This is a genomic window from Frankia sp. CeD, assembly GCF_000732115.1.
Taxonomy (GTDB): Bacteria; Actinomycetota; Actinomycetes; order Frankiales; family Frankiaceae; genus Frankia; species Frankia casuarinae.
In genome coordinates, this window is the sequence record NZ_JPGU01000019.1 from 29,693 (window position 1) to 52,187 (window position 22,495).

Annotated in this window: 19 protein-coding genes and 2 pseudogenes (1 of these 21 only partly in view); 6 read left to right on the forward strand and 15 right to left on the reverse strand. The window is 70.5% G+C overall.

Annotated features, from left to right (window positions below):
* Positions 1 to 114: 114 nt before the first annotated feature.
* The 5 genes from fxsT to CED_RS12255 form a co-directional block, all read right to left on the reverse strand.
* Complete coding sequence (gene fxsT / locus CED_RS12235; RefSeq protein WP_051868780.1) at positions 115 to 4,068, reverse strand: FxSxx-COOH system tetratricopeptide repeat protein; 3,954 nt, start codon at positions 4,066 to 4,068, stop codon at positions 115 to 117.
* The gene (locus tag CED_RS12240) at positions 4,061 to 4,912 is read right to left on the reverse strand and encodes a hypothetical protein (protein ID WP_035910626.1); all 852 of its coding nucleotides are present in this window, start codon (positions 4,910 to 4,912) and stop codon (positions 4,061 to 4,063) included. The genes fxsT and CED_RS12240 overlap by 8 nt, the downstream gene beginning before the upstream one ends.
* Positions 4,913 to 5,110: 198 nt before the next feature.
* Positions 5,111 to 7,000 carry a toll/interleukin-1 receptor domain-containing protein gene (locus CED_RS12245; RefSeq protein ID WP_035910630.1) on the reverse strand — a complete coding sequence of 630 codons (1,890 nt, stop codon included), beginning with the start codon at positions 6,998 to 7,000 and terminating at the stop codon, positions 5,111 to 5,113.
* Positions 6,997 to 8,241 carry a toll/interleukin-1 receptor domain-containing protein gene (locus tag CED_RS12250; RefSeq protein ID WP_011435949.1) on the reverse strand — a complete coding sequence of 415 codons (1,245 nt, stop codon included), beginning with the start codon at positions 8,239 to 8,241 and terminating at the stop codon, positions 6,997 to 6,999. The genes CED_RS12245 and CED_RS12250 overlap by 4 nt, the downstream gene beginning before the upstream one ends.
* 298 nt (positions 8,242 to 8,539) lie before the next feature.
* Positions 8,540 to 8,743, reverse strand: coding sequence for a hypothetical protein (locus tag CED_RS12255; protein ID WP_369807828.1), 204 nt, complete (start codon positions 8,741 to 8,743; stop codon positions 8,540 to 8,542).
* Positions 8,744 to 9,065: 322 nt separating this feature from the next.
* On the opposite strand from CED_RS12255, the gene CED_RS12260 reads away from it, so the two are divergent.
* Positions 9,066 to 9,641 carry a TerD family protein gene (locus CED_RS12260; RefSeq protein ID WP_023840490.1) on the forward strand — a complete coding sequence of 192 codons (576 nt, stop codon included), beginning with the start codon at positions 9,066 to 9,068 and terminating at the stop codon, positions 9,639 to 9,641.
* A gap of 165 nt (positions 9,642 to 9,806) precedes the next feature.
* On the opposite strand, the gene CED_RS12265 is transcribed toward CED_RS12260, so the two are convergent.
* Complete coding sequence (locus CED_RS12265; RefSeq protein ID WP_011435946.1) at positions 9,807 to 10,415, reverse strand: DsbA family protein; 609 nt, start codon at positions 10,413 to 10,415, stop codon at positions 9,807 to 9,809.
* A gap of 88 nt (positions 10,416 to 10,503) precedes the next feature.
* Positions 10,504 to 10,878 (reverse strand): YkvA family protein, encoded by a 375-nt coding sequence (locus CED_RS12270; protein WP_011435945.1) that lies wholly within the window; start codon positions 10,876 to 10,878, stop codon positions 10,504 to 10,506.
* 217 nt (positions 10,879 to 11,095) lie between these two features.
* On the opposite strand from CED_RS12270, the gene CED_RS12275 reads away from it, so the two are divergent.
* The gene (locus CED_RS12275; protein WP_011435944.1) at positions 11,096 to 11,971 is read left to right on the forward strand and encodes a metallophosphoesterase; all 876 of its coding nucleotides are present in this window, start codon (positions 11,096 to 11,098) and stop codon (positions 11,969 to 11,971) included.
* Between the two features lie 140 nt (positions 11,972 to 12,111).
* Complete coding sequence (locus CED_RS12280) at positions 12,112 to 12,867, forward strand: 4'-phosphopantetheinyl transferase superfamily protein (RefSeq protein WP_051868781.1); 756 nt, start codon at positions 12,112 to 12,114, stop codon at positions 12,865 to 12,867.
* A 165-nt stretch (positions 12,868 to 13,032) separates the two neighbouring features.
* Here CED_RS12280 and CED_RS26180 read toward each other — a convergent pair.
* The 7 genes and pseudogenes from CED_RS26180 to CED_RS22585 all read right to left on the reverse strand — a co-directional run.
* A pseudogene (locus CED_RS26180) lies at positions 13,033 to 13,313 on the reverse strand (hypothetical protein); the annotation flags it as partial.
* A gap of 109 nt (positions 13,314 to 13,422) precedes the next feature.
* Entirely contained in the window at positions 13,423 to 13,824 is a 402-nt protein-coding gene (locus CED_RS12290; RefSeq protein WP_011435941.1) for a type II toxin-antitoxin system VapC family toxin, read from the reverse strand.
* On the reverse strand, positions 13,821 to 14,057 hold the full coding sequence (locus CED_RS12295; RefSeq protein ID WP_035910633.1) for a hypothetical protein: 237 nt from the start codon (positions 14,055 to 14,057) through the stop codon (positions 13,821 to 13,823). Before CED_RS12295 ends, CED_RS12290 begins: the two co-directional genes overlap by 4 nt.
* Before the next feature lie 35 nt (positions 14,058 to 14,092).
* A complete protein-coding gene (locus CED_RS12300) occupies positions 14,093 to 15,205 on the reverse strand; it encodes an arginine deiminase family protein (RefSeq protein ID WP_035910637.1) in 1,113 nt (370 codons plus the stop codon).
* Positions 15,206 to 15,622: 417 nt separating this feature from the next.
* Positions 15,623 to 16,909 (reverse strand): ATP-grasp domain-containing protein, encoded by a 1,287-nt coding sequence (locus CED_RS12305; RefSeq protein WP_051868779.1) that lies wholly within the window; start codon positions 16,907 to 16,909, stop codon positions 15,623 to 15,625.
* A gap of 698 nt (positions 16,910 to 17,607) precedes the next feature.
* Positions 17,608 to 18,057: a DUF456 domain-containing protein gene (locus CED_RS12310; protein ID WP_083494794.1), complete on the reverse strand. Its 450-nt coding sequence runs from the start codon at positions 18,055 to 18,057 to the stop codon at positions 17,608 to 17,610.
* A gap of 32 nt (positions 18,058 to 18,089) precedes the next feature.
* Entirely contained in the window at positions 18,090 to 18,431 is a 342-nt protein-coding gene (locus tag CED_RS22585) for a WYL domain-containing protein (protein ID WP_084680771.1), read from the reverse strand.
* Between CED_RS22585 and CED_RS12315 the strand changes: the two genes are divergently transcribed.
* Together CED_RS12315 and CED_RS12320 are read left to right on the forward strand one after the other, a co-directional pair.
* Positions 18,432 to 18,974: a pyridoxamine 5'-phosphate oxidase family protein gene (locus tag CED_RS12315; RefSeq protein ID WP_035910640.1), complete on the forward strand. Its 543-nt coding sequence runs from the start codon at positions 18,432 to 18,434 to the stop codon at positions 18,972 to 18,974.
* A gap of 251 nt (positions 18,975 to 19,225) precedes the next feature.
* Positions 19,226 to 19,840, forward strand: coding sequence for a TetR/AcrR family transcriptional regulator (locus CED_RS12320; RefSeq protein WP_255361107.1), 615 nt, complete (start codon positions 19,226 to 19,228; stop codon positions 19,838 to 19,840).
* A gap of 83 nt (positions 19,841 to 19,923) precedes the next feature.
* On the opposite strand, the gene CED_RS12325 is transcribed toward CED_RS12320, so the two are convergent.
* The gene (locus tag CED_RS12325) at positions 19,924 to 20,493 is read right to left on the reverse strand and encodes a hypothetical protein (protein WP_023840499.1); all 570 of its coding nucleotides are present in this window, start codon (positions 20,491 to 20,493) and stop codon (positions 19,924 to 19,926) included.
* A 1,252-nt stretch (positions 20,494 to 21,745) separates the two neighbouring features.
* Here CED_RS12325 and CED_RS12330 point away from each other — a divergent pair.
* Positions 21,746 to 22,495: pseudogene (locus CED_RS12330) on the forward strand (bifunctional 5,10-methylenetetrahydrofolate dehydrogenase/5,10-methenyltetrahydrofolate cyclohydrolase); it runs 81 nt beyond the window's last position.

Here is a 22,495-nt window from a genome sequence, read left to right on the forward strand (position 1 = left end):
CTTCTGCCGCTCCCGGCGGGTAGCGGCCGACGCCGGACCGGAAACCCCGGTCCGGGCGGACCGGCCGCCGGCGGATTGCCACTGTGCACTCGTCGCTCGACCTCATCACGCTACTCAGATGCTGGAGATGTCGATGTCGACTTCTCGATGGCCACGCCCACCGCCGGCCTGCCGGCCGGTGAGGACCGCCAGGTTCTCCCGCATTATCGGGAGGTAGGGATGGCTGCTGTCCAGTGACATTTCGGATTCGCGCAACAGATCCTCGTCCAGCGCCCGGGCCGCCTCGGTCTCGCCGAGGGCCGCCAGGCTCGCGGCGTGGTTCACCCCGGCGGCCAGCGCGAACGGGTGGTGCTGGTAGAGCTCGTCGACCAGCGTGAGGTGGGCCTGCTCGGCCAGTGCGCGGGACTCCGCCAGCCGCCCGTCCGCGCGCAGGTAGATGGACAGATCCGAGCGGCAGATGTTCGTGAACGGATGCTCGGGGCCGTGGAGACGTTCGTACTCCCGCAGGCACGACTCGGCCTCGACGGACGCCCGGTGGTGCTCGCCCAGCGCGTGCAGATGGCCGGCACGGCTCAGCAGGCAGGCCAGGGTGCCCAGGTCGGACGCCCCGTAGATCTCGGTGTAGCGCTCGAGCGTCTCACCGGCGAGGCGGCTCGCCGCGTCCGGGCTGCCCCGCAGGCGCAGGACGACCGCGAGATGCTTGTTGCAGCGCAGGGTCAGGTGCGTCGTCGCCCCCTCGATGCCGGCGAGGTTGGTCGCGGCCTCCCGCAGCAACCGCTCCGCCTGCTCCAGCTCGCCCAGCTCCCGATGGCAGATCCCGGCCCGCGCCTGCAGCCACCAGAACTGCGAGGTGCCCTCGGCCCCCGCCAGGCGTAGCCGCGCCATGGTGTCCAGGCTCAGGTGGAGCGCCTCGCGGGCCCGCCCGTCCAGGAAGGTGGACAGCGCGAGGTTGCTCGCGGCCATGAGGGTGTCGAGGTGGTTGTCGCCGAGCCGGTCGCGGAAACCGACCAGGGTGCTGCTCTCCTCCGCGGCTGCCTCGGCGTACCGGCCGAGCTCCCGGATGTCGATGCCGTAACTCATCGCGGTGATCAATGTGTGGCGATGGAAAATGCCCAGGTGGCGGCGCTGGCGGGCGAGGGTGTCGGTGTTCAGGTCGTACGCCTCCTGGAACCGTCCCAGACCGCGGAGCACCATGGCCAGGTGGGCGGCCATCCGCAGGGTCAGCGGGTCGTCCGCTCCGAACAGGTCGCGCCATCTGCGCAACGCATCCTCGGCGATGCCGCGGCCCAACTCCAGCCGGCCGGACNGCCACATCACATACACCTGGGACACCAGCCACTGCCGAACCTTGGGTGCCGGGCTCTCCATCGCCTCGGAGGCCAGGATCTGACCCTCCAGCATCCGGTAGATCGGCCAGCCCGCGGCGGCCGAGGGCCGCGGAGCGGCCGCGGCGATGTCCGCGAAGATGCCGAGCACCGCCTCGCGGGCGGCGGTCCGCTCGGCGGGCTGCATCCGTTCGACGAGGAGCCGCTGCCAGCGCGCGGCGAGGCGGAACTGACCGTCGGGTACGGTGTCGACTTCGGCCAGCCGGGGCTTGCGGATCTCCGCCCACAGCTCGGGCAGCACGGTCGGGTCGGCGATCGCGTCGTCCCCCACCGCCTCGGCGAGATGGCGCAGCATCACCGGGGATTCCAGCAGGGCGAGCGGCACGCCCTGCGGGGCCAGGAAGGCACACAGTTCCAGCAGCCGGGCCGCCGCCCGCCGGGTCGCGCGGTCGCTGGTGCGCAGGGTCTCGAACGACACCGTCCAGGTTGCCTGCTCGGGTGCGNCCCCGGCGAGCTGGGTGAGGTAGGCGTCGACGGCACGATCGTCAACCGGCACNCCCCGCCGGTCCTGGCGAAGCCGCCCGACCGCAGTGCGCAGGCCCGACGGCTGATGCCGTAGCCGCTCGGCGATCGTCGCCAGCCGGTCCTCACCGACCTCGGGCAGCCACCGGCGCAGGAACGCCCGGCTCTCGGCCGGGGTGAACGGGTCCACCCACAACGCGCCGGGTTCACTGTCCCAGGCCGGATCCGCCGAAGTCAGCAGGACATGGCCGTTGCCGGTCGGGACGGGCAACAGCCCGGCCAGCGTCCGCGGGTCGGCGGCGCCGTCGTAGACAAGCAGCCAGCGCGCCGAGGGGTCGCCTTGGCGCAGCGCGTCCAGGGCGACCCGTTCGAGCTGCTCGCTCGGGGAACGCTGCGCGTCCGGGACGTCGCTGCCGGGACGCAGCCGCTCGGCGAGGTCGCGCAGGCCCGCCCGGACCGAGGCGGCGTCACCCGCCGAGATCCAGTGCACGATGTCGTAGTCGGAGTCGAACCGGTGCGCGTACTCGGCCGCGATGGCGCTCTTCCCGACGCCGTCCGGGCCGAGCAGGGGACACAGCCCGCTCGGTCGGCCCCCCGGCAGCAGCCGGTCGCGCAGCTCGTCCAGCACCGCGTGCCGTCCGACGAACGGCTGGGCGAACCTGGCCGGCACCGACCAGAAGCGGGGCCGGCGGGCCGGGNACCGGGGNGCGACCACCCGCAGGTCGTCGAGTCGGGCCCGCGGAACGGGCAGCCCCAGCCCTTCGAGGACCACGACCCCCGCGTCCCGCTCGTTCCGCGCGGGCAGGGAGATGATCTCGGCTCCATGGTAGGCGGAGTCGAGCCGCATCGAACCCACCTCGACGACCACCACCCCCGCCCGCGAGCCGCGCTGGCGGATCCGGGTCTGGATCTGCTCGCGCACCAGGGACTCACCCGGGGTGTCCGGGCCCAGATGCGGTGATCCGATCACGATCAGTGACTCGACGGCGGGGAAGTCGGCGGGGGTCAGCGCCATCGGGGGCAGCGGTCGGATCCGCACCCCGGTGGCTCCCAGCACCGACACCAGCCAGTCCGCCCAGGGCCGGTCCTCGGGCGCCCCAAAGATCGCCACCGACCGCGGAGCGGGCGGTCCGTACTGCTCGAAGTCCCGCAGCACCCGCTCCCGATCCTGTGGCGGGACGGGGCGCGCATCGATCGGGGCGCCGGCAAGCTCTCCGGCGAGCATCCGGTAGGCGGCCTGGACGCCGAGCCGGCTGGCGGGATCCTCCTGGAAGGCCGCCAGGACCTCCTCGTAGGCGTAGACCGCCTTGTAGGGGATCTCCAGGCCGATCAGAAAGCTCCGCTGTGCCTCCGGGTCGGAACCGCACAGGTCGGCCAACACCGGGCGGAAGGCGTGGAACGCCGCGCGGCGGCGCAGTTCCTGCTTGCGCTGCTCGGTGTCCTCGACCCGCATCGGGACGGGCAGCACCCGGATGTCCCGCTTGCTGTTACGGATCTCGCGGGCCACCCCGGCGCCGCCGTCGATGGACTGGTTGTTCAGCGCGAATCCGATGACGACGGTGTCCGGCAGGAGCTGGGTGCAGACGCCGGCCGCGTCCGAGGTGCCGGTCCGGCTGTCGATGAGGACGTAGTCGTAGTCGGCGAACCGCATGCGCTCACGCAGCGCGGCGAAATACGCCCGGCCGTCGGCGTCCTCGAACAGCGTCGACCAGGGCACCGTGGCCACCAGCACCGCGCTCGTGGACGTCTGCCGGCCGGGACCGAGGAAGTCGATCCGTCCGACGCCCGGGAACCCGGGCCACTCGATGGTCTCGATGTTGTGCCGGAAGTCGCCGTGCAGGGCGATGATCTCGCGCACCGCGTCGGCGTCCGGCACGGAGGCCTGCTCCGCGGATGTCGACGGCGGCGCGTCCTGGAGCCGGTCGATCTCCCGGATGAAACCCTGGAGCATCTCGGTGACGCCGTCACTCGAGTCCAGCTCCCTGTTCTGCAGAAACGGGCGGAAATACCGGTGCAGGCCGGGAGACTCCAGATCCCAGTCGACGGTGAGAACCCGCTTACCCGAGGCGGCGAGCAGCCAGGCGACGTTCGCCAGTGCCATCGTGCGCCCCGAACCGCCCTTGTAGGAGTAGAAGGTGATGATCTGCGCCGGCCTGCCGGCGCGCCCGCCCGGCGTGTCGTGACCCGCCGGTTCCGGTGGTTGCCTGGAAAGTTCAGTCATCGTCATCGTCCAGTTCGGCGGCGCCGGCACGACGCAGGATGGGTCGACGGGTGTGCTCGGGATCGGCCATCCGCCATCGACGCTCCCGGCCACCGGCTCGGGCCGGAGCCATGGCCGCCGAAGCCATGGCCGCCGGGGTTGGAGCCGCCGGGGTTGGAGCCGTGCGAACCGTCGAGGCCAGGGGGACCAGGGGAGCCGGCGGGATCAGCAGCGTCGCGGAGCTGCCGGCAGACCAGCGGGTGCCCCGGCCCCGACCGGCCGACACCCAGTCCGTCCGCCCCGACCGCTCGACGAACTCCACGTCACGCGTGGACAGTGCCGGCGGCTCGTCGCCGCGGGCACGCACGATCAGTTCACTGACCCGTTCGGTCAACTGCTGGTACCAGACCGAGGCGGAACCGGTCCGGATCAGCTGCAACGCGCCGCTCGCCGTGTAGCCCGCGCCGAAGTCGCCGACAAGCATCCCCGCCTCCGCGATCTGAGCCGGCACGGGTACCGATCGGATGGACCAGGGAACACCGACCAGCGCCGGAGAGCTCCGACCGGTGAAATGGTGGTGCCACCGCAGCCGTTCCCGGAACAGCGACCACTCCAGCAGGCACTGGTGGTCGGTGAAGTAGGCGTCCGAGTACAGCGCCACCATCACCGGCGCCAGGAGCGCATCGGGATTGGACCGGCCCCCCGTCGCCGGCGAGGACTCCGCCGCGCCGGCCGCCTCGCCAGTGAACACCTCACGATAGCCGAGGCGCTCGTAAACCGCATTCTGTACATCTCCGAAGAAACGTTCGACATAGCTGCTGTCACCGCCGGCGAGCGCGTGATGGACCAGAAAGAACGGTGTCACAGGTCCCCCTCACGCCGTTTTTCGGCGCAGGGCCTCTGCCCTACCATCGCACCCGGGCCTCCCACGTCCACGGCAGCTCGCACAGGTCGGACCACATTCTTCACCGCGGGGATCCGGGTACGGCGGGACGGTCGCGGCGCGCTGCCGCCGGGNGCCGGCCGNGGGGNGTTCGTGCAGCTCATCACGGCTCCGTGCAGCTCACGGCTGATGGTGGAACGGGGAACGGACGAGCTCCGTCACCTCGGCGTCCAACGGCGGCAGCTGGTCGCGAGCGACATCCATGACCCGGTAGGCCAGCAGACTTACATACTCCGCGAAGGCGGCGGGATGGCGCATCAAATCCAGGACCGGAAGGTTGTCATACTGACGACCAAGCTCCATATGCGCGATGTGGAGTTCACGGGCCGCCTCGGGTACCTCGGCGTCCCGCCGCAGCCAGGGCACGGGAATGATCCCGGACGGCGGGTTCCCGCCCGGCTTGGTCGCCCGGCGGATACGTTCCTGAAAAACGCCGAACTCCCGGCCGCACCAGTCGCTCTCAAAGTAGTCGTCACACCACAGCGCGACCAGCACCGGAGCCGTGCGCACCGCGTCGCGCAGCGAGGTCGGCCAGTGCTCCCCGCCGCCCAGCCGGTCGGCGTCGAAGAATCCCGTCGGCCGGATCCGGCGCCGGACCTTGCGGCGCAGCTCCAGCTCGAGCTCCCGATGGAAGATGGCCACGCGATCCCGGTCGTCGCGGTGCGCGTGGCTGGTGAAGAAGTAGTAGGTCGGGGTGCCCGACGGCCCGTGGCTGGGCGGGGGTGAGGAGGGCACTCCAGACAGCAGCGGTGGCCAGGAGGGAAGCTGGTAGGCGGGCACCGGTGATGACATGCCGGGCAGCGCCGAGCCCGCGCCGCTCCAGTGGGATTGCAGCTCGGTCACCAAGCGCCGGAAGTCCACGACGGACCGGTCGTCGCGCGGCGCGACCAGGTCGAGGGCCTGCAGCAAGGCGTCGAGCATGCCGGGATCGGGCTGGCCGACCGCCTCGCTGACCAGCGTGGTCAGGCGGACCGCGACGACCGGGGAGGTCAGCGCGATCGTGCGACCGAGGATCCGTGTCAGCTCGTCGAACCAGTGGTCGAAACCGGCCAGGTCAGCGATGTACTCCACCCGCATCAGGGCCGCGACGAGCTCGTCGACCTCCCGGGGGGGCCAGCCGTGCTTGTTGATCACAGGAATCGATGGTGCCCGCGCCGCGTTGCGCCCTACCGGGTCACGTACCTCGCCTGCGACCATGACGGCGGCCCCGGCCCCGGCTGCGGCCCCGGACGCGGCCCCGGCGGGGGTTCCGGAACCACGCATCGCCTGGGCCCGGGACGACTGGTCACCGCCGGCGGCGTCCCGGACGGCCGGCGTCGGCCGCGACGCCGCCATCTCCAGCAGGCGCCGACACAGTTCCGGCGACACGACCGCCTCGCGGATCAGGTACCCGGCGATCTCCGCGAGCAGGGCGGGCCGGTGTCCGACCAACTCCCCCAGCTGGGCGGCGGTGGCCGGGTCGACCATCGGCGCCGCGCTGGTGAGCAGCATGACCGACTCGCGACGACGCAATGGCCCGATGGGCATCGTCCGGTCCCGCCAGGCGCCCACGGCGCGGTCGGCGATGATGATCACATGCGCCTCGCCGTCGGGCAGGAACTCCGCCACCTCGTCCGGACTGCCCACACCCGCGAAGATGACCAACCATCCCGCGGTGGACTCCGGCCCGGCGTCGGCCGCGCCCGGAGGGGGGCCGGGAAGTTCGGTGCGGGCCCGCTCGTAGAGCTCGCCGATCTGCCCGGGGACGGCGGCGGTCGTCGAGCAGTCCACCCACCACGAGACGTCGTAGCGCAGCTTGAACCGATGCTGGTACTCGCCGGCGAGCTCGGTCTCCCCGATGTCGGACTGGTCCCCCNCCGGCACCAGCACCACCCGCCGATGCCGGGTCAGGCCGTCCCAGATGCGTTCCAGCTCGTCGTCGCGACCGGCGAACAGCTCGTTCTCCCGGCGGCTGCGCCACACCGGGGGCGCATCGCCGGGCCGACGACCGGGCCGGGCGTAGGCGTTCATCGCCGGGCTCCCGCCCGTATCCCCGCCAGCAGTCCGTCGACCGCGGTCGGCTCGAACCGGCTCAGATCCAGCTTCGGCAGCGTCCGCAGCGGCTCGGGTAACGGTTCGCGGTCGATGACCGCCCGGATGACCTGATTCTCGAGCGGTCCCGCCAGCCCCAGCCGCTCCCACGCCTCGATCTCGGTCTCGCCGGGGTTCTCCGGGCGGGGCGGCCGGTAGTGCCGCGACAGCAGGGCCACGGTGACATCCGGCCGGCGCGCGGCGATGCGGTCAACCGTCTCGGCCAGCCGCTCACCTCTACTCTGCGCCCATCTGACCTGCACGACCCGGTGGGAGCCGCGGCGCAGCAGGTATTCGAGCCAGTCCGCCCACTCCTGGTCGGCGCCGACGTAGCTGATGGCGACCAGACGGGAGACCTCCGCCAGCGGCGTCTGCGGCGACGGTACGTCAGACGCCACCGGCGGCGTGGTTCGGCGGGAGGTGGTAGTCGGCGTGGGCACGGGGGGTGCCGTCCCGATCGAAGCCGCGCGCCGCGCCTCGTCGCCGTCGCCGTGGGTCCGGAAACCGGCTCTCCCGTTCCCGTTCACGTTCCCGTTCCCGTTCACGGACCCGGCCAGCGGAAGGAAGGGGGGCATCGCTTCCGACGGGTCCCCGGACGAGCCGGGGTGGGAGCCGAAGGCCGCGGCGGCGCGGCGCACCGCGAGGTCGGGCACCGGGTCCAGGGTGATCTGCTGGGCCGCGACGATCCGCGCCGCGAGCATGCGGACGAACCAGTAGTACCCGCCCGCCCCGAGCAGCATCTTGCGCATCATCCAGAGCAGGCCGCGCTGGCGATAGGTGTCGGGGAGTCCCGCGCTCGCGTCCGCGAGATCCCTCGTCGCGACCGCCGGGACGGGATCCTGCGTCGGACGCCACAGCACCCGGAGGAAACCGTCCTCCAGTCTGGTCGCACCGGCCTTGCTGAAATTTTCGATGCGCGAGTGGAAGACCTCCCACTCGCGCCCGCACCAGGCGTCCCTGAAAAAGGGATCGGAACAGAGCGCCACCATCACGCGGGTTCCGCCGGCGCCGGCGGCCAGGGCCAGGTCGGCGTCCATGCCGGGACGCGGACGGGTGTCCAGGATTCCGCCCACCGCGGAGCCGACCTGAACCCGCAGCTCGTACTCGAGATCGGCGTGAAAGCGCTGCACCCAGCGCCGATCCTCATCTGCCGCATAGGAGATGAAGAAGTAGTTCTTCATCGGGTACCCTCAAAAGCCAGCACCATGCGCCCCCGAACCTACCGTCACCCGGCGGACGGTGGCATCAGACGCTATCAGCCGACCGGCGGCATGGCGATGGCCACCCGCCCGGTTTCCTCAATGATCGTTCAACAACGATCGTTCAACACGGACGTGGCGGGTAGGCCGGTCCATCGAGCACGTCCCACGTTCCACGTCCCNCGTTCTGTGGACGTCCACCGCCGGCCACCGGATGCCCCGGGCGGACCTNTCTGCTTTCCGTCAGATTTCCGTCAGCGCGTTTTCCCGGCGGCCTCCCTCAGCGCACTTCCCAGTGCTCGGGTTCGAGCCGAAGCCAACGATCAATCTCCGCTCGCCACCAGATCCGGGTCCCGCCCCAGGTGGCGGTGCGATTTACCACCGCGGCCGGGCTCGGCGCGGCCGGATCGATCCGGAGCCGATGGTCGACCGCCTGGCGGGTCAGACCCAGCGCCCGAGCGATGTCACCGGACCCGACAAGCAACGGTAGTCGATCCACGGTTGCCGACGTTAGCCAATTCGGGCCGGCCGATGCCGCCGGTGGCCGCGCTCCGTCCCCGGCCACGATCCTGGAGACTGCGCAACGATGCCGACACCAATCGGTCGGTGACCATTCCTCCCCAGTAGGCTACCGGTCGTCGGACACCCGTCGCCGCTCGCGACCAGCAGGACCGGCCGAGACCGGTCGGGACAGTCTCCTGGATGCACGCACCAGCGACACGCTCATGTGCTTGGGTAGTCACGTATCGCGAACATCGCACCGGCCGGGGCCGCCGGGCCGGAGAACGTCGTGGGATCGGAGAACCGTGGGCATTGACGTCGTCAAGGGTGGAAGCGTCGCGCTCACCGGAGCCACCGACGGCCTGACGCACATCACCGTCGGCCTCGGCTGGGATCCGAATGCTCCCGGATCGGAGGAGTTCGACCTGGACGCGAGCGCCATTGCCCTGCAGGCGGACGGGCGAGCTCCCAACCGCAGCTATTTCATCTACTACAACAACCTCAGTAGTCCGCGCGGCGAGATCGTGCACCGCGGTGACAACCTCACCGGTGAGGGTGCGGGCGACGACGAACAGATCGAGGTGCGTCTCGACCTGCTGTCCAGTGCAATAACGCGCATCGTCTTCCCGGTCAGCATCCATAACGCCGACTATCGACACCAGAGTTTCGGCGACGTGACCGACGCCTATATCCGGGTCGTCAACGCGTCGACCGATGACGAGCTGGTGCGGTACGACCTCACCACCGCCGCCGCGCGGGACACCTCGATGTTGTTCGGTGAGCTCTACCGGGATCAGGACGGCTGGCGCTTCCGGGCGCTCGGCCAGGGTGGGGTCAGCGGCCTGGCTGCGATCGCCCGCAGCTACGGCCTGGACGTCTGACGCGGCCTGGGCACCTCACGTGACCTGGGCACCTCACGTGACCTGGGCACCTGACGCGGCTTGAACGTCTGACACCGCCGGGCGCCGACAGGGGAATGGCGGGCGGCGCGGCCGCTGTCCCCNGCGCCGNGGGNGTACCGGGACGGACCGAACCGGCCTGGAAGATCAGCGTGGGATGGACGTGTGCTTGAACTCGTTCAACTCGGGCCAACCGGTCACCAGGTCGACGATGCGCTCCACCGCACGGATGGAACCCGCCGGGTCGGCACCGAGCGGCGCACGGTTCATCAGCCGGACGAACACGGCCTGATCACCGGCGATCCAGGTCGGCACGCCCCAGACGGTATGCGAGGCGACGTACTGCTCGTGCTCGGCGCGGACCTTGTCGAGAGCGCCATCGTCAACCCGGGCAAGCACCTCGTCGGCGGGCAGCCCCACCCCCGCGAGCGTCTCCTGGATGACCGCCCGGTCCTCCAGGTGACGGCCCTCGTCGTGACGCGCCGCGAACAGCGCCCGGTGGGCGGAGGGGAACAGATCCGGGTATTCGTCGCGGACGACGACGCCGGCCTGCAGGGCGAGGATCCCGGAGTCCTGCTCGGGCTTCTCCCAGACGGTGGGTTGCCCCTCCTCCACGTGCGCCTGCCCCAGCGAGAACGGGAGAAAGGTGACGTTCCAGTCGGCACCGGCCGCGAGACCAGTCAAAACGTGTTCATGTGCGTTGCGGGCGAACGGGCAACGGTAATCCCAGGTGATCGCGAAGGTGACAGAAGTCATGTCGCGGACAACACCGGGGCCGGTCCCGGTGTTCCAGCCAGCCCCGGTGTTCCAGCCAGCCCCGGCAGCCTGCTCAGCGGCAGCCTGCTCAGCGGGCACCGCGGCGCCGGCCTGATACCCGAGGCGGCGGAGGCTGCCGCGGCATCGGGTGGGGCGCCCGGCCGGGTGGATCGATCCCGGCCGGGTCCAGGCCCCGCCGCGCGGCGATCAGGCCACGCAGGTAGACCACGGTCGCGATGATCACGGTGATGTCGTCGATCAGGCCGATCGGCCCCAGCGGAATCTCCGGGACGGCGTCCACCGGGGAGATGACGTAGGCGAGGCCCGCCAGGGTCGCCACGAGGCCCCGCAACGGCAGCCGGTACTTCCGGACGGCGACCAGCGCGGCCACGGCCAGCGCCAGGACGATCATGACGAGAGCCCCGAGGGCGACGAGCAGCCCGATTCCGACGCTGTCACTCATCGCTGCCCACCACTCATCGCTGCCCGCTGTCGTTCATCGCTGTCCACTCCCGCAAGATCGGCTGGATCCGTCGGCTCATCGTGTCGTCCTCGAGGGATCGTCACCGATCCCTCGCGATGATCCTCGATCAGGATGCCCACCCGGCGCCATCTCGAACACCGGAACAGCATTTTCATCTGGCGGACACGCCGGTGGCCGCGCCGGTAGGCTTCGCCTTGTGTCCCGGACGGATTCCCCGGTTTCGCCNGGGCGGCTGCTGGCCGTCAGTGACGTGCATGTCGCCTACCCCGAGAACCGGCGGATGGTGGAGGACATCGCACCCGGATCATCCGACGACTGGCTGATCCTCGCCGGTGACGTCGCCGAGACGATCGCCGATATCGAGACGACGCTCAAGCAGCTCAGCGGGCGTTTCGCGAAGGTTGTCTGGGTGCCGGGGAATCACGAGCTGTGGACTCCCAAGCAGGACCCGGTGCAGCTGCGCGGCGAACAACGCTACCGGCATCTCGTGGAGATCGCCCGCGGGCTGGGCGTCGTCACCCCGGAGGACCCTTATCCGGTCTGGGAGGGCGCGGGCGGCCCCGTTGTCGTCGCGCCGTTGTTCGTGCTCTACGACTACACCTTTCGGCCCGCCGAAACGGCGACGAAGGAGGAGGCGCTGGCCCTGGCCCGGGAAAGCGGGATCGTATGCACCGACGAATGGGTGCTGCACCCGGACCCGTATCCCACCATCGACGCCTGGTGCCGGGCCCGGGTCGCGCAGACCCGGGCGCGCCTCGGCGACATCGATCCGACAATGCCAACGGTGCTCGTCAACCACTGGCCACTCGTCCGTCAGCCCACCGCGGTACTGCGGTACCCCACATTCGCGCTGTGGTGCGGCACCACGAGCACGGCCGACTGGCACACGCGGTTCCGGGCCAGCGCTGTCGTCTACGGTCATCTGCACATTCCCCGCACCACCTGGTACGACGACGTCCGCTTTGAGGAGGTCTCGATGGGCTACCCTCGGGAACGCGCGGCGTGGGGCACGCCATGGTCCGGGCTACGGCAGATCCTGCCCTTCCCCGCACCGCCGGCCCGCCGGGACTGAGCGCGATGCCAGGATCGAGTTCCACGCCGGGATCGAGATTGGCGCCGGGGGCAGGCTCGGCGCCGCCGGGGGCGCCGGCTTCGACGTCAGGGACGGCTACCGGAGTAACGGGTACCGGAGTAAAGAGGGTGGATCCGCGCCTGCTCGCGAGCCTGCTGCCCGCCGCGGCCGTCGCCGTCGAGGCGTTTGAGGACGATCCCTCGGCTGTGCTATTCCCCGAGGAGGCTGCGCTGCTGAGCCGCGCGGTCGACAAGAGGCGCCGCGAGTTCACCACCGCCCGGGTATGCGCGCATCGCGCGCTGGAGGGGCTCGGACTTCCGGCGGCGCCGATCCTGCCCGGTTCCCGCGGCGCACCCGGCTGGCCGGACGGAGTGGTGGGAAGCATCACCCACTGCGCCGGCTACCGGGCGGCCGCGGTGGCCCGGGCGGCGGAGGTCCACACCATCGGCATCGACGCCGAGCCGAACGAGCCCACACCCGGCGGGGTGCTGAAGGAGATCNCCGTTCCCGCCGAGGCGGGCTGGCTCGCGGCCCTCACCCGCACCCGCCCGGCCGTCTGCTGGGACCGGCTGCTGTTCAGCGCCAAGGAGTCTGTCTACAAGGCGTGGTACCCGTTGGCGGAACGTTGGCTCGGCTTCGGGGACGCCGCCCTCGTGATCCACCCGGGCACCGCACCTATGGGCCCGCCGGCACCGAGCCCGGCCGCCCGGGGCACCTTCACCGCGAAACTCCTGGTGGCGGGACCACGGCTGGCCGGCGGTGAGCTGACCGGCTTCGGCGGTCGTTGGCTCTCGGCCCGCGGCCTGCTGGTCACCGCGATCACCGTGCCGCACCTGGACGGCATCCCCATGACGACGGCATCCCCCCAGACGCATCCTGCCTATCCAGAGGGATAAATCGGACACGAAAGGCTCTGGAAAGACAAGGAACCGAATCCTGGTCAACGGCCGCCGCACGGACCCACCGGACGCGACGCTAGGCAGGGTCGTCCACGTCCACGACGATCTCCCCGCCCAGCACGAAGCCTCCGGACAGACGCAGGTCGTCACCGCTCCAGAACGGAAACGGCGTGCCCAGACCTCCACCGCCGCACGCAGGTCGTGCAACTGCACGCCGCGCTGATGCGTGCCCGCCCAGACGTCCGGCAACGATTTCNCAGCTCGGCGTGCCACATCAGCGGCGGAAGATCGTCAACGACCACCGCCATGCCGACATGGTTCACCGGGCTGTTGGTCGTCGTCTGGATCGCCCGGTCCGCCGCCGTGCGGCCGCGGAACAGCCACAGGTCGCCGGTCCGCCTCAGTTCCAGGGCATCGGCCAGGCTGATCCGCGAATCAGGCATGCCGGTAGCATGCCGCAGCCGACGCCCCGCAAGCCGACGCTGATGGTTCGACTCCCACCTGACCGGGCTGGGGCTCGGGCTGGAGGCGAGCCGGGTCCGGTCGGAGCGTTCACGGCCCGTTCTGGAGGTCACGGACGGTGCAGCGGAGACCCGGAACGCGGTCGAGTTTCCGGTTGGCCGTGACAAGGTCGGCGTTCAGGGTTTCCGCGAGCGCGATGTAGGCGGCATCGTAGGGCCACATGTTGTGGCGTAGTTCCCAGATCCGGGGGAGGAGCGGGGCGTGGCCATAGCGTCGCAGGTTCATGCGACCAAGCAGTTCCAGGGCACGTGATGCTTCGCCCTCGGGCAGCTTCCCACCGCGGGCGAGGCCGCGCAGCGTCGAGGCGCATTCCAGGTCGACCGCGTGCGGCGCGGCGATCCGCTCCCGGGTGGCCAGGGCACGGACCACGTCGGCGACGTCATCCGTGCCGACCAGAAACTCCACCAGCGCGGAGGTGTCCAGGACGATCATCCACGGTCCGCGCGCATCCGCGCTATCGCGTCCACGACGTCGGTCGCGGTCACCGTGCCGCGGGAGGCGATCGATCGGGCCTGGTCCGCGGCTTCCTCGGCCGTGAGCGTCGCCGCCTCGCCCTCCAGCAGCTGCAGCACATACTGCTGCAATGACCGGCCCGCGCGCGCGGCACGGACCTTGAAGATGGTGAGGGTCTCCTCCGGCACCTCGCGGACATGAATCGTCGCCATGCAAGCATTTTAGTCCCACCGCAAGCGCCATGCCATCAGCGCAGCGGGACGGTGTTGAGCGCCCGGTGCAGGCCGCCGAACTGCTTGTGATGTTCGTCAAACNGCACCGCGACGGTCTGGATCCCGAACCGCGACAGCACCGGTTCGGTCCAGGGCGCACTCGCCGTGGATACCAGGGCGGCCGGCTCCGACCGGAGGACCGATTCCGGCGGCGCGAAGGNCGGTAGGAAGAACACCCCCGCGGCGAAGGCCGCGACCATGTCCGGTGCCAGCGGACAGACGGCGAGATTGATCGTTCGCAGGGCGTCGACCAGCGTCGTCTCCCGGCCGGCGACGCCGTCGCGTTCCACCACCGCCGGGGCGTGCAGCCGATCGGCGGCGACGAGGGCGATCCCCGGGCCGAGGCCGAGCCAGGAGTTCAGATGGGGCTGGCCGTCACGCCGCAGCTCGTCGCGGACCCGCACCACGTGACCGAAGCTGGCCAGCAGATGCGGACGCAACAGCCCCCAGACCGCCGGGCTGGTCCGCCAACCGGTGCCGAGGACGGCCACATCGCCGCAGCTCACCAGATCCCCGCCTTCCAGGAACAGCGGCTCCGGGACGCGGACCTCGGCCGATCGGCCCCGCAACCCGCGCAGCACGGCCGCCATGACGACCGTCTCGCGGGCCCGGTCCCGGCGCCGCAACCGGCCGACCGCGACCGCTTCACCGAGATCGACATAATGATCACGAGGAAACATCAACCCGGCCAGGGGACGCAGAGCGTAGCTCTCGTCCGCCTGGTCGGGGCCGATCACGCCGCGGGCGGCGCCGGGGTCGAGCAGCAGCCGCGGCTGGCGCAGCACCACCGGCACCAGCGCCGGCGCCGACCAGTCGTGGAGCGCCTCGCGGGCGGCGGCCATTCGCAGGTCGTCCTCAGCGCTGACCGCGCGGACGGCGAGCTCGATCAGGACCTCCCGGGGCAGCGCCGCGAGGATCTCGGACGGGGCACAGGGACGGGCCCCGAGGTCGGCGAGCGCCGCTCGCACCGCGGCGGACTCGGCCGCGGCCCGGACCGGGTCGTAGGACGGACGGGGTGCCAGGAACACCGACGTCTCGGCCGGCTGCACCACCGTCGGATTCTGGATGAGAACCGTCGACCCGGTCATCCGGTAACCCCGGTCATCCGGTGACCAGGTCGCGACCGCGCCGGCCCGGCACCCCCGACACCGGCACCCCCGACACCGGCACCCCCGACACCATCACCCCCGCCGCGACGGCGGCACCCGCCACGGCGCGCCCTCGGCCCCCATCGGCCAACGAGGAGAAAGGCACGGAAAAGCGGAACACGGCCGCGGGGAGAGCGTGGAAGCAGCAGCCGTAGACAGATCGACGGCGATGTCCGTACTCACCCGCCGGACGCCGACCCACAGGCCAAGAATCATCTATCCGATTTCTCGCTGGCGCGTTCCACCTCGGCATTATGCGACCAGGACGCGGAGCCCGGGATAGCGCGGGTACGCGACGTGCCGATCGGGCAGGCGTTTACGTGTTCATAATCAGGGTGAGCGACGGCGGCAACGGAATTAGATCCGCATGACAGCCGCGCCGAACGGAGCCCCTGCCGCCGCCACGCGCACCAGCCCGGCGGCGCGTGCCGCCGTGGCCTCGGCATCCATCGGGGTCGGGCCGACCGCCAACACCTCGCCGATGCGGTCGCCCGACGAGCGCAGCGGCGGGATGGACGTGCCNGGGGTGNCCGCCAGCGCCACCCGCCGCACCCCGGGCACCGCCCGCGCGACCTCGACGCCGTCGACCGCGTCGACCCGACCGGGTGAGGCACTCAGGAAGCGGATCGCCGCAGCGGCGCTCGCCACCGCGGCCGGCGCGGGCCGCCCCCCGGAAAGAATCTCCAGGTAGTCCGCGGCCAGCGAGGTTCCGTAGGCCAAGTCGATGAGTTCNACCAGACTGTCACCGGGGATCCGCCCGGCGCACTCGATGAGCACCGGGTCGTCCGGGCAGCGGGCGGTCAGCATCCATTCGGCGTGCAGGATGCCGTCCCCGAAGCCGATCGCCGCGATGAGACGCGTCAACGCGCGGCTCAGCACGGCGGTCCTGGCCGCGGGTCCGGGGGCCGGCACGACGTGCCCGGTCTCGACCGGGTGCCGCCCGGGCAGCACCCGCTTCGCCGTCACGTTGACGAAGCTCGGCACGCCGTCGCGCACCAGCGCCTCCACGCTGAACTCCGCGCCGACCATCCGGCTCTCCACCAGGTAGCGCCAGTGCAACGGGCGGTTGGGAAGCGCGCCGTCGTCGAGGGCGGCGACCGTCGCCGACCAGATGGCCGCCAGGTCGAGCGGCCCGTCCTCCACCGCGTCGAGGATCTGCACGCCGAGACTGCCGTGCCGGTTGGCGGGTTTGAGCACCACCGAGCTCTCCACCCCGAAGGCCGCGAGGTCATCCGGGCCGAAGACCTCCCGCCAGCGCGGGGTCGCGATGCCCGCCGCCGTCGCCGCCCGGCGCAGTTCGATCTTGTCCGACAGGCATCGGGCGGCCCCGACTCCCGCGCCCGGCAGGCCCAGTGCGGCCGCGGCCAAGGCCGCGGCGGGGACGCTGTACTCCAGGGCCGGGACGACGGCGGNGAAGGGTCCCCCGGTGGCCGCCGCTGCGAGCACGACGGGGAGGAAGTCCTCGCTCTGGTGGTAGGCCGCCGGGAGCAGGGCCGCCACGCAGGGCAGCTTCTCGACAGCCGGCCGCACTCGCCGCCGGTCGATCAGATCCGGGTCCTCGACGAGGGTGACACTGCCCGGCGGCAGCGCCGAACCCAGCTGGTTGAGCAACGCCTGCCCGAATCCGATCACCAGGACACGCACGGGACGGTCTCCTCTCTTGGCATCCTCCCGCCCTCAAGGACGGAGCCTGCGCGCTACGTTTCCCGGTCACGTCGTCAGGCCTCGACCAGACCGCGGCCGCGGAACCCGGCGGCCGGCTGCCTCCACACGATCCTCGACGTCGAAGGGAAGGACATAGAAGGGAAGGACATCGGGGGAAAGAACGGACGCCGCATCGGCCGGTGACTCCGCGGGCGCGCCCGGTACCACNGCGGAGCCCCGGAGGAATGTGACATAAAAAGGAACCGCGACTTTGACCACGGCCACTCTGAACAATAATGGAAAAAATATCGTATAAATTTCTGAGATTTTCGGCAGGTCCGCCCCAGATCACTCATCCGGGGTTCGATCCGATAGCCCGGTGAAATTCGGAGNGGAACATTCGCCGTCCACCATTGAGATCCGTCAGGAGACGTTCCATCAGCATCACTCGGACGATGCTAACAGCCGCACACGACGGACGAGGCGGCAACCACGGAGCACCGGAAATGGTTACCCCTACTTAACATAGCGATCATGCGGCGGAGGGCGCCGTCGGGAGACCGGCCCACCAGGCTCGGGGCCGGTCGACTCCCCGGATCGGGACGCGCGGACTCCCGGCCCCCGCGGACTCCGGAAGACCGGAACCAGCAGCACGACGTCACGAATCGTTACGAATCGCCATGAGTCGTCACGTGTCATCACGCGACGAACTCGCCGACCAACCAGACGAGCACCATCGCGACGCCGGCGGCGAGCTCCACGACCACACCGACCCCGAAGGCGACGATCGCGGCCCAGGTCGTGCGGCCCGCCGCTCGCGCATCCCCCAGCCGCGCCAGCTCGGCCAGGTAGATCCCGACCACTCCACCGATCAGGAGCCCGACGACCGGCACTACAAAGAAGCCGATGATCGCGCACACCGCGCCGATGGCCAGGCTGGGCCACGGCACCCCCCGACCGGCCGTAGCCCGAGCCGGCAGGACGTACTTGGTGAGCGCCCCGATCACGAACAGCGCGGTCATGAGCGCCAGCACGATCCAGCGACCGACTCCCCCACCGTCCGCGATCACCCACCACAGACCCGCGCCCCAGACCAGGACGAGGCCCGGCAGTACCGGGAGGACGACGCCGACCAGGCCGACGGCCATCACCAGAGCGACAACTAGCAGCCCACCGGTACTTATGGCGCGACCTCCTTCACCGGCATCTCCCGATCTCCCGCGACGGTAGTGTTGCTCCCCACCGCCGCGGCAGCACTGTNCCCCGCCATATTGTTCTCCGCCATGCGTCGACCCACCTCGGCGAAGGCGGTGCGCAACTCGGCGGGGGCGAGCACCACGACCCCGTCCGCCAGGACACACAGTTGGCTGAGCGCCACCTGGAGCCCCTCCGTCGCGAGCTCCACCTCCCGCCAGCCGTCGGCGTCAGTCGGGCCCGCCGCACGGCCTGCAGATGCAGGAGCAACGCGGTGAGCCGGCTCGATCGCACGTCTGGGAAGCCTAGCCGTGAACCAGGACAGCAGATGGCAGAGTTTTCAGGTCACGATGGCGCGGTGACGACATCCTGGCGCGACTTCGAGGCCGCGCAACCCGCCCTCGCCAAGACCGCGCGCACCCGGTTCGCGGCATTCCGCCATCACATCCTGGCTACCGTGCGTGCCGACGGCTCCCCGCGCACGAGCGGAATCGAGACGAACTTCCGGTTCGGGGAGCTGTGGCTCGGGAGCATGCCGGATGCGCGCAAGTCCCGGGACCTGCGTCGCGACCCCCGCTTCGCCCTGGCCGCCAATCCCGGGCCGGGCCAGGACCTGGCCGGCGGCGACATCCGCGTCTCCGGGCGGGCCCGGTGGATCAACGATGAGGAGGTCCTGGCCTCCTTCGCCACCGAGGTCGGCCCGCCGACGCCGTTCGACCTCTTCCGCGTCGAGCTCNCCGAGGTGGTCCGCACGAGCGTCGACGAGCCGGCCGGGGAGATCGTGCTGGAAAGCTGGCGACCGGGCTATCGAGGGGTGCGGGTGCAGCGCCGTGGCAACGGGCCGGTGCGCGAAACCTGGGCCGAGGAGTAGACCATCACGAGCCGCGGGACGGCGTCAACATCGTTGACTATCATGATGCCATCGACGATGAGACCAACGATCCCAAGGCGCCCCGGTCCGACGACGAGAGCCCAGGCTCCGAGGACACCCGGGAGGGTGACGCCGGCACGCACGATCCCGGCACCGACGATGACGAGCCAGAAGGCATCGGAACCGCCGACGCGGACACCGGTAGGCGGCGAGGTCGGCGGGTCGGGTCCCGGCGGACCCCACGGGGCACGCTGTCCCGGGAGGTGCTGCTGGCGGCAGCGATGGAGGTCGTGGACACGCACGGCGCGGGCGCGTTCAGCATGCGGGCCCTCGGCGCGTTCCTCGACGTGGATCCCACGGCGATGTACCGACATTTCGCGACGAAGAACGCGCTGCTCGACGCGCTGACGGACACGGTGATCCGCGGGGTGGAGGAGCTGCCGGAGACCGACGACCCCCGCCGGGACATCCGGGAAAACTTCCGTCAGCTCCGACGCTCCCTGCTGGCGCATCCGACCCTGGCGCCGCTGGTGCTGCGCCGCCCGCCCGGGGTGGGCGCCTACTGGGAGCGGGCTGATCACGCGGTCGCCCAGCTTCACCGCGCAGGCATGGATCCGGCCGACGCCGCCAACGTCTACCAGACGCTGCTCTTCTACNCCCTCGGCCACACCCTCAGCGAGGCCCGCCAGCTCGCCCGGGCCGTGGAACGGGAGGGGGCCGGCGCCCGCGGCGGCCCGGTCGCGGCGGTACGCCCGCCGGCCGAACACCACCCGGATCTCTCCGATGCGGCACCCCATCTACGGGAGGAGAACGAGGCCCAGTTCCTCGCGGGCCTCGACCTCATCCTGCGCGATCTCCCCCGTTGACATCCTCTTCGCCCGAAGGGCGGAGATTCCCGCCGTCACGCGGGCGCTCACCGGCGGGGGCCGACCGGCGCGGGGCCGGGCTGTCATGCGCTGAGCTGGAGGCGTGGCCCGGCGAACGTCGCCATGATCTCATCAAAGGTTGCCTCCGGCCGGTAGCCGGCACCCGGCGCTTTTTCACCTCGCCGCCGGAGCGCGTCAAACTGCAAGGTCCACAGTTCGCTCTCCGTCGCCGGAAGCGCGACGACGACCGCATCGTCCTCGTCGTCCATCTGCCCGGTCAGCCAGGAGATCTGGTCCGACGGCAGCGCACAGACATACACCACCTCGCCCGCGGCGTTCGCCCGCACGGCGCGCAGTTGTTCCGCCTGACTGTCCATGCCCAAGGCCGCGCCCAGACGCTCGGCGACCAGCTGCCGTTCCCAGGCGTCGGCATCCTGCGCGATCCGGACGATGACACCGCGCACCTCCAGCTCAAGGTGGATCCGGAGGTTGACGTCGGGGTCCCCGTCGAAGTACCAGGCGATCAGGTCCGGCAACGCGGCACGCATCTCCTCGGCGGTCGTCTCGGCGGCCACCAGACCAGGACACTGCGGCGACCAGGCCGACCAGCAGGGGCCGTCCCGGCGAACCAGCACCGATACCACCTTAGACACTATCGATCACCTCCAAACGCCTCCTCGACCGTCAGCCCCACCTGCTTGACCAGTATCTGCCGGACGACCCCCGGCCCGATGGTGATCCGGTCATGAAAAGCAAGACGAAGTCGTGGACGTCCGTCCGCCTCCAGCCATCGGTGAGCTGAATCGTCCTGTTTTGTCACTCGATATCCCAATCGTCCAGGCACTCGCAGAAGCTGACGTGCCTTCAACGAGGGAAACTCCCCGGTCACGGAGAGCCGGCGGCCAGGAATGAAACCAGAAGAATCGCACGGATGGTCGTGCGGGCGGATGACTTCATCTCGATACTCCACGTCGTGGTCAAGGACGGGACGTCTCCATGGTAGCCGAGAAGAGAAGCAGGACAATAAACTCGGGAAAATGGTGAATGATATACCCTCGCTACCCACCTGACATCAAGTTCCGTGGACTCATCGCAGCAGGACGAATGTCGCATTCATATCGCTACATCCGGCAAGCCGGCCGGAGTTCCTGAGTACAGCCAGTGTGGCGGGTGGCTCGGGATGCGGCGTAGCGGGCACCGGACGCTTCCGGCCAGGTGCGTCGTTTCAGGTGCGTCGTTTCAGGTGCGTCGTTTCAGGTGCGTCGCTCCGGCCGTCCGTAGATGTCACAGCGAGGAGCGGGCCGCTACGTGCCGCGAGCGGCGGCCGACTCGAACGATCGCGAACGTCGACGACCGGCCAGCCCACTCCGCCGGACCGCACCACCTGCCACCATCACCCCGAACCGGGAAGATTATATCTAGTAATACACGGATTTCCGCTCGGCAATCGCCCACCTCGGCTGCACCACCACACAGGGGCGGGCCTCTTCCGGAAGGATTTCCCAGGGAGGATCCGTTATTCCGAAAATCCGAGGCACGAGAACCGACCGGTCTGGAACCGAGCGTTCTGGAACCGAGCGGCCTGGAACCGAGCGCACCGAGCCGCCCTGGCGTGCTCCCCCGCGCAGGTTAGCTGCCCACCCGCCTTGCTACGGTACAACCGTGCCCGCCGCCGCTCGCTCGCTGCGCCGGCGCATCCCGGGCCTTCCCCAGGTTTGGCGTGGTGGGCCAGGACGGCATAACCCGCGCGAGTGCGGGAAAGGCCTGCGGACAGCGGTGACTTGCCCGTACGGAACGGCCCGGACGTACGGAACGGCCCGGACGTACGGAACGGCCCGAACGGACCATTAGGACCGCAGGGCCACGAGAGCCAGACCACGAGAACGACGAGGATCGGAACGGCACATGAGGATGCTCGACGGGCGGTCGATGGCCGCCGAGATCGGCAGGTACGTGGTCGACGAGGCCGAGAGGCTGGCTGCGGCGGGAGTCACGCCGACCCTGGCGGTGGTCCTGCCGACCGCGGATCCGGCCGCGTATTCCTATGCCGAGATCATCGAACGGACCGCGGGCAAGGTCGGCGTGCGCTGTGTGCTGCATGAGCCGAAGGGCGAGCCGGCGGCGATCCTCGACACGATCGACACCGTCGCCGCCGATCCGACCGTGCACGGGATCATCGTCCAGACGCCGCTGCCAGACGGGCTGACCTCCCGCGAGGTCGGCGAGCACATTCCGACGGCCAAGGACGTCGACGGGATGAACCCGAGCAGTCTCGGCCGGCTCGCGCTGGGTCTGCCGAGCTTCGCGCCGGCCACCGCCNCCGCGGTGGTGGAGATCCTCACCCGGGCCCGCATCCCGATGTCCGGCGCCCGGGTATGCGTGATCGGCCGCGGCCCAGTGGTCGGCAAGCCGGTCTCGCTGCTGTTGCTCGCCGAGGACGCGACCGTGACGATCTGCCACTCCCGGACCAAGGGACTGGTGAGCATCGCCCACGAGGCCGACATCATCGTGTCCGCCACCGGCCATCCCCGCCTCGTCGGCGCCGGCTTCGTCCGCCCGGGTGCGGCCGTCATCGACGTCGGCACCGTCGTGACCGAGACCGGGCAGGTCGGTGACGTGGACGCCGCGGCCGTCTCGTCCGTGGCGGGCGCCCNC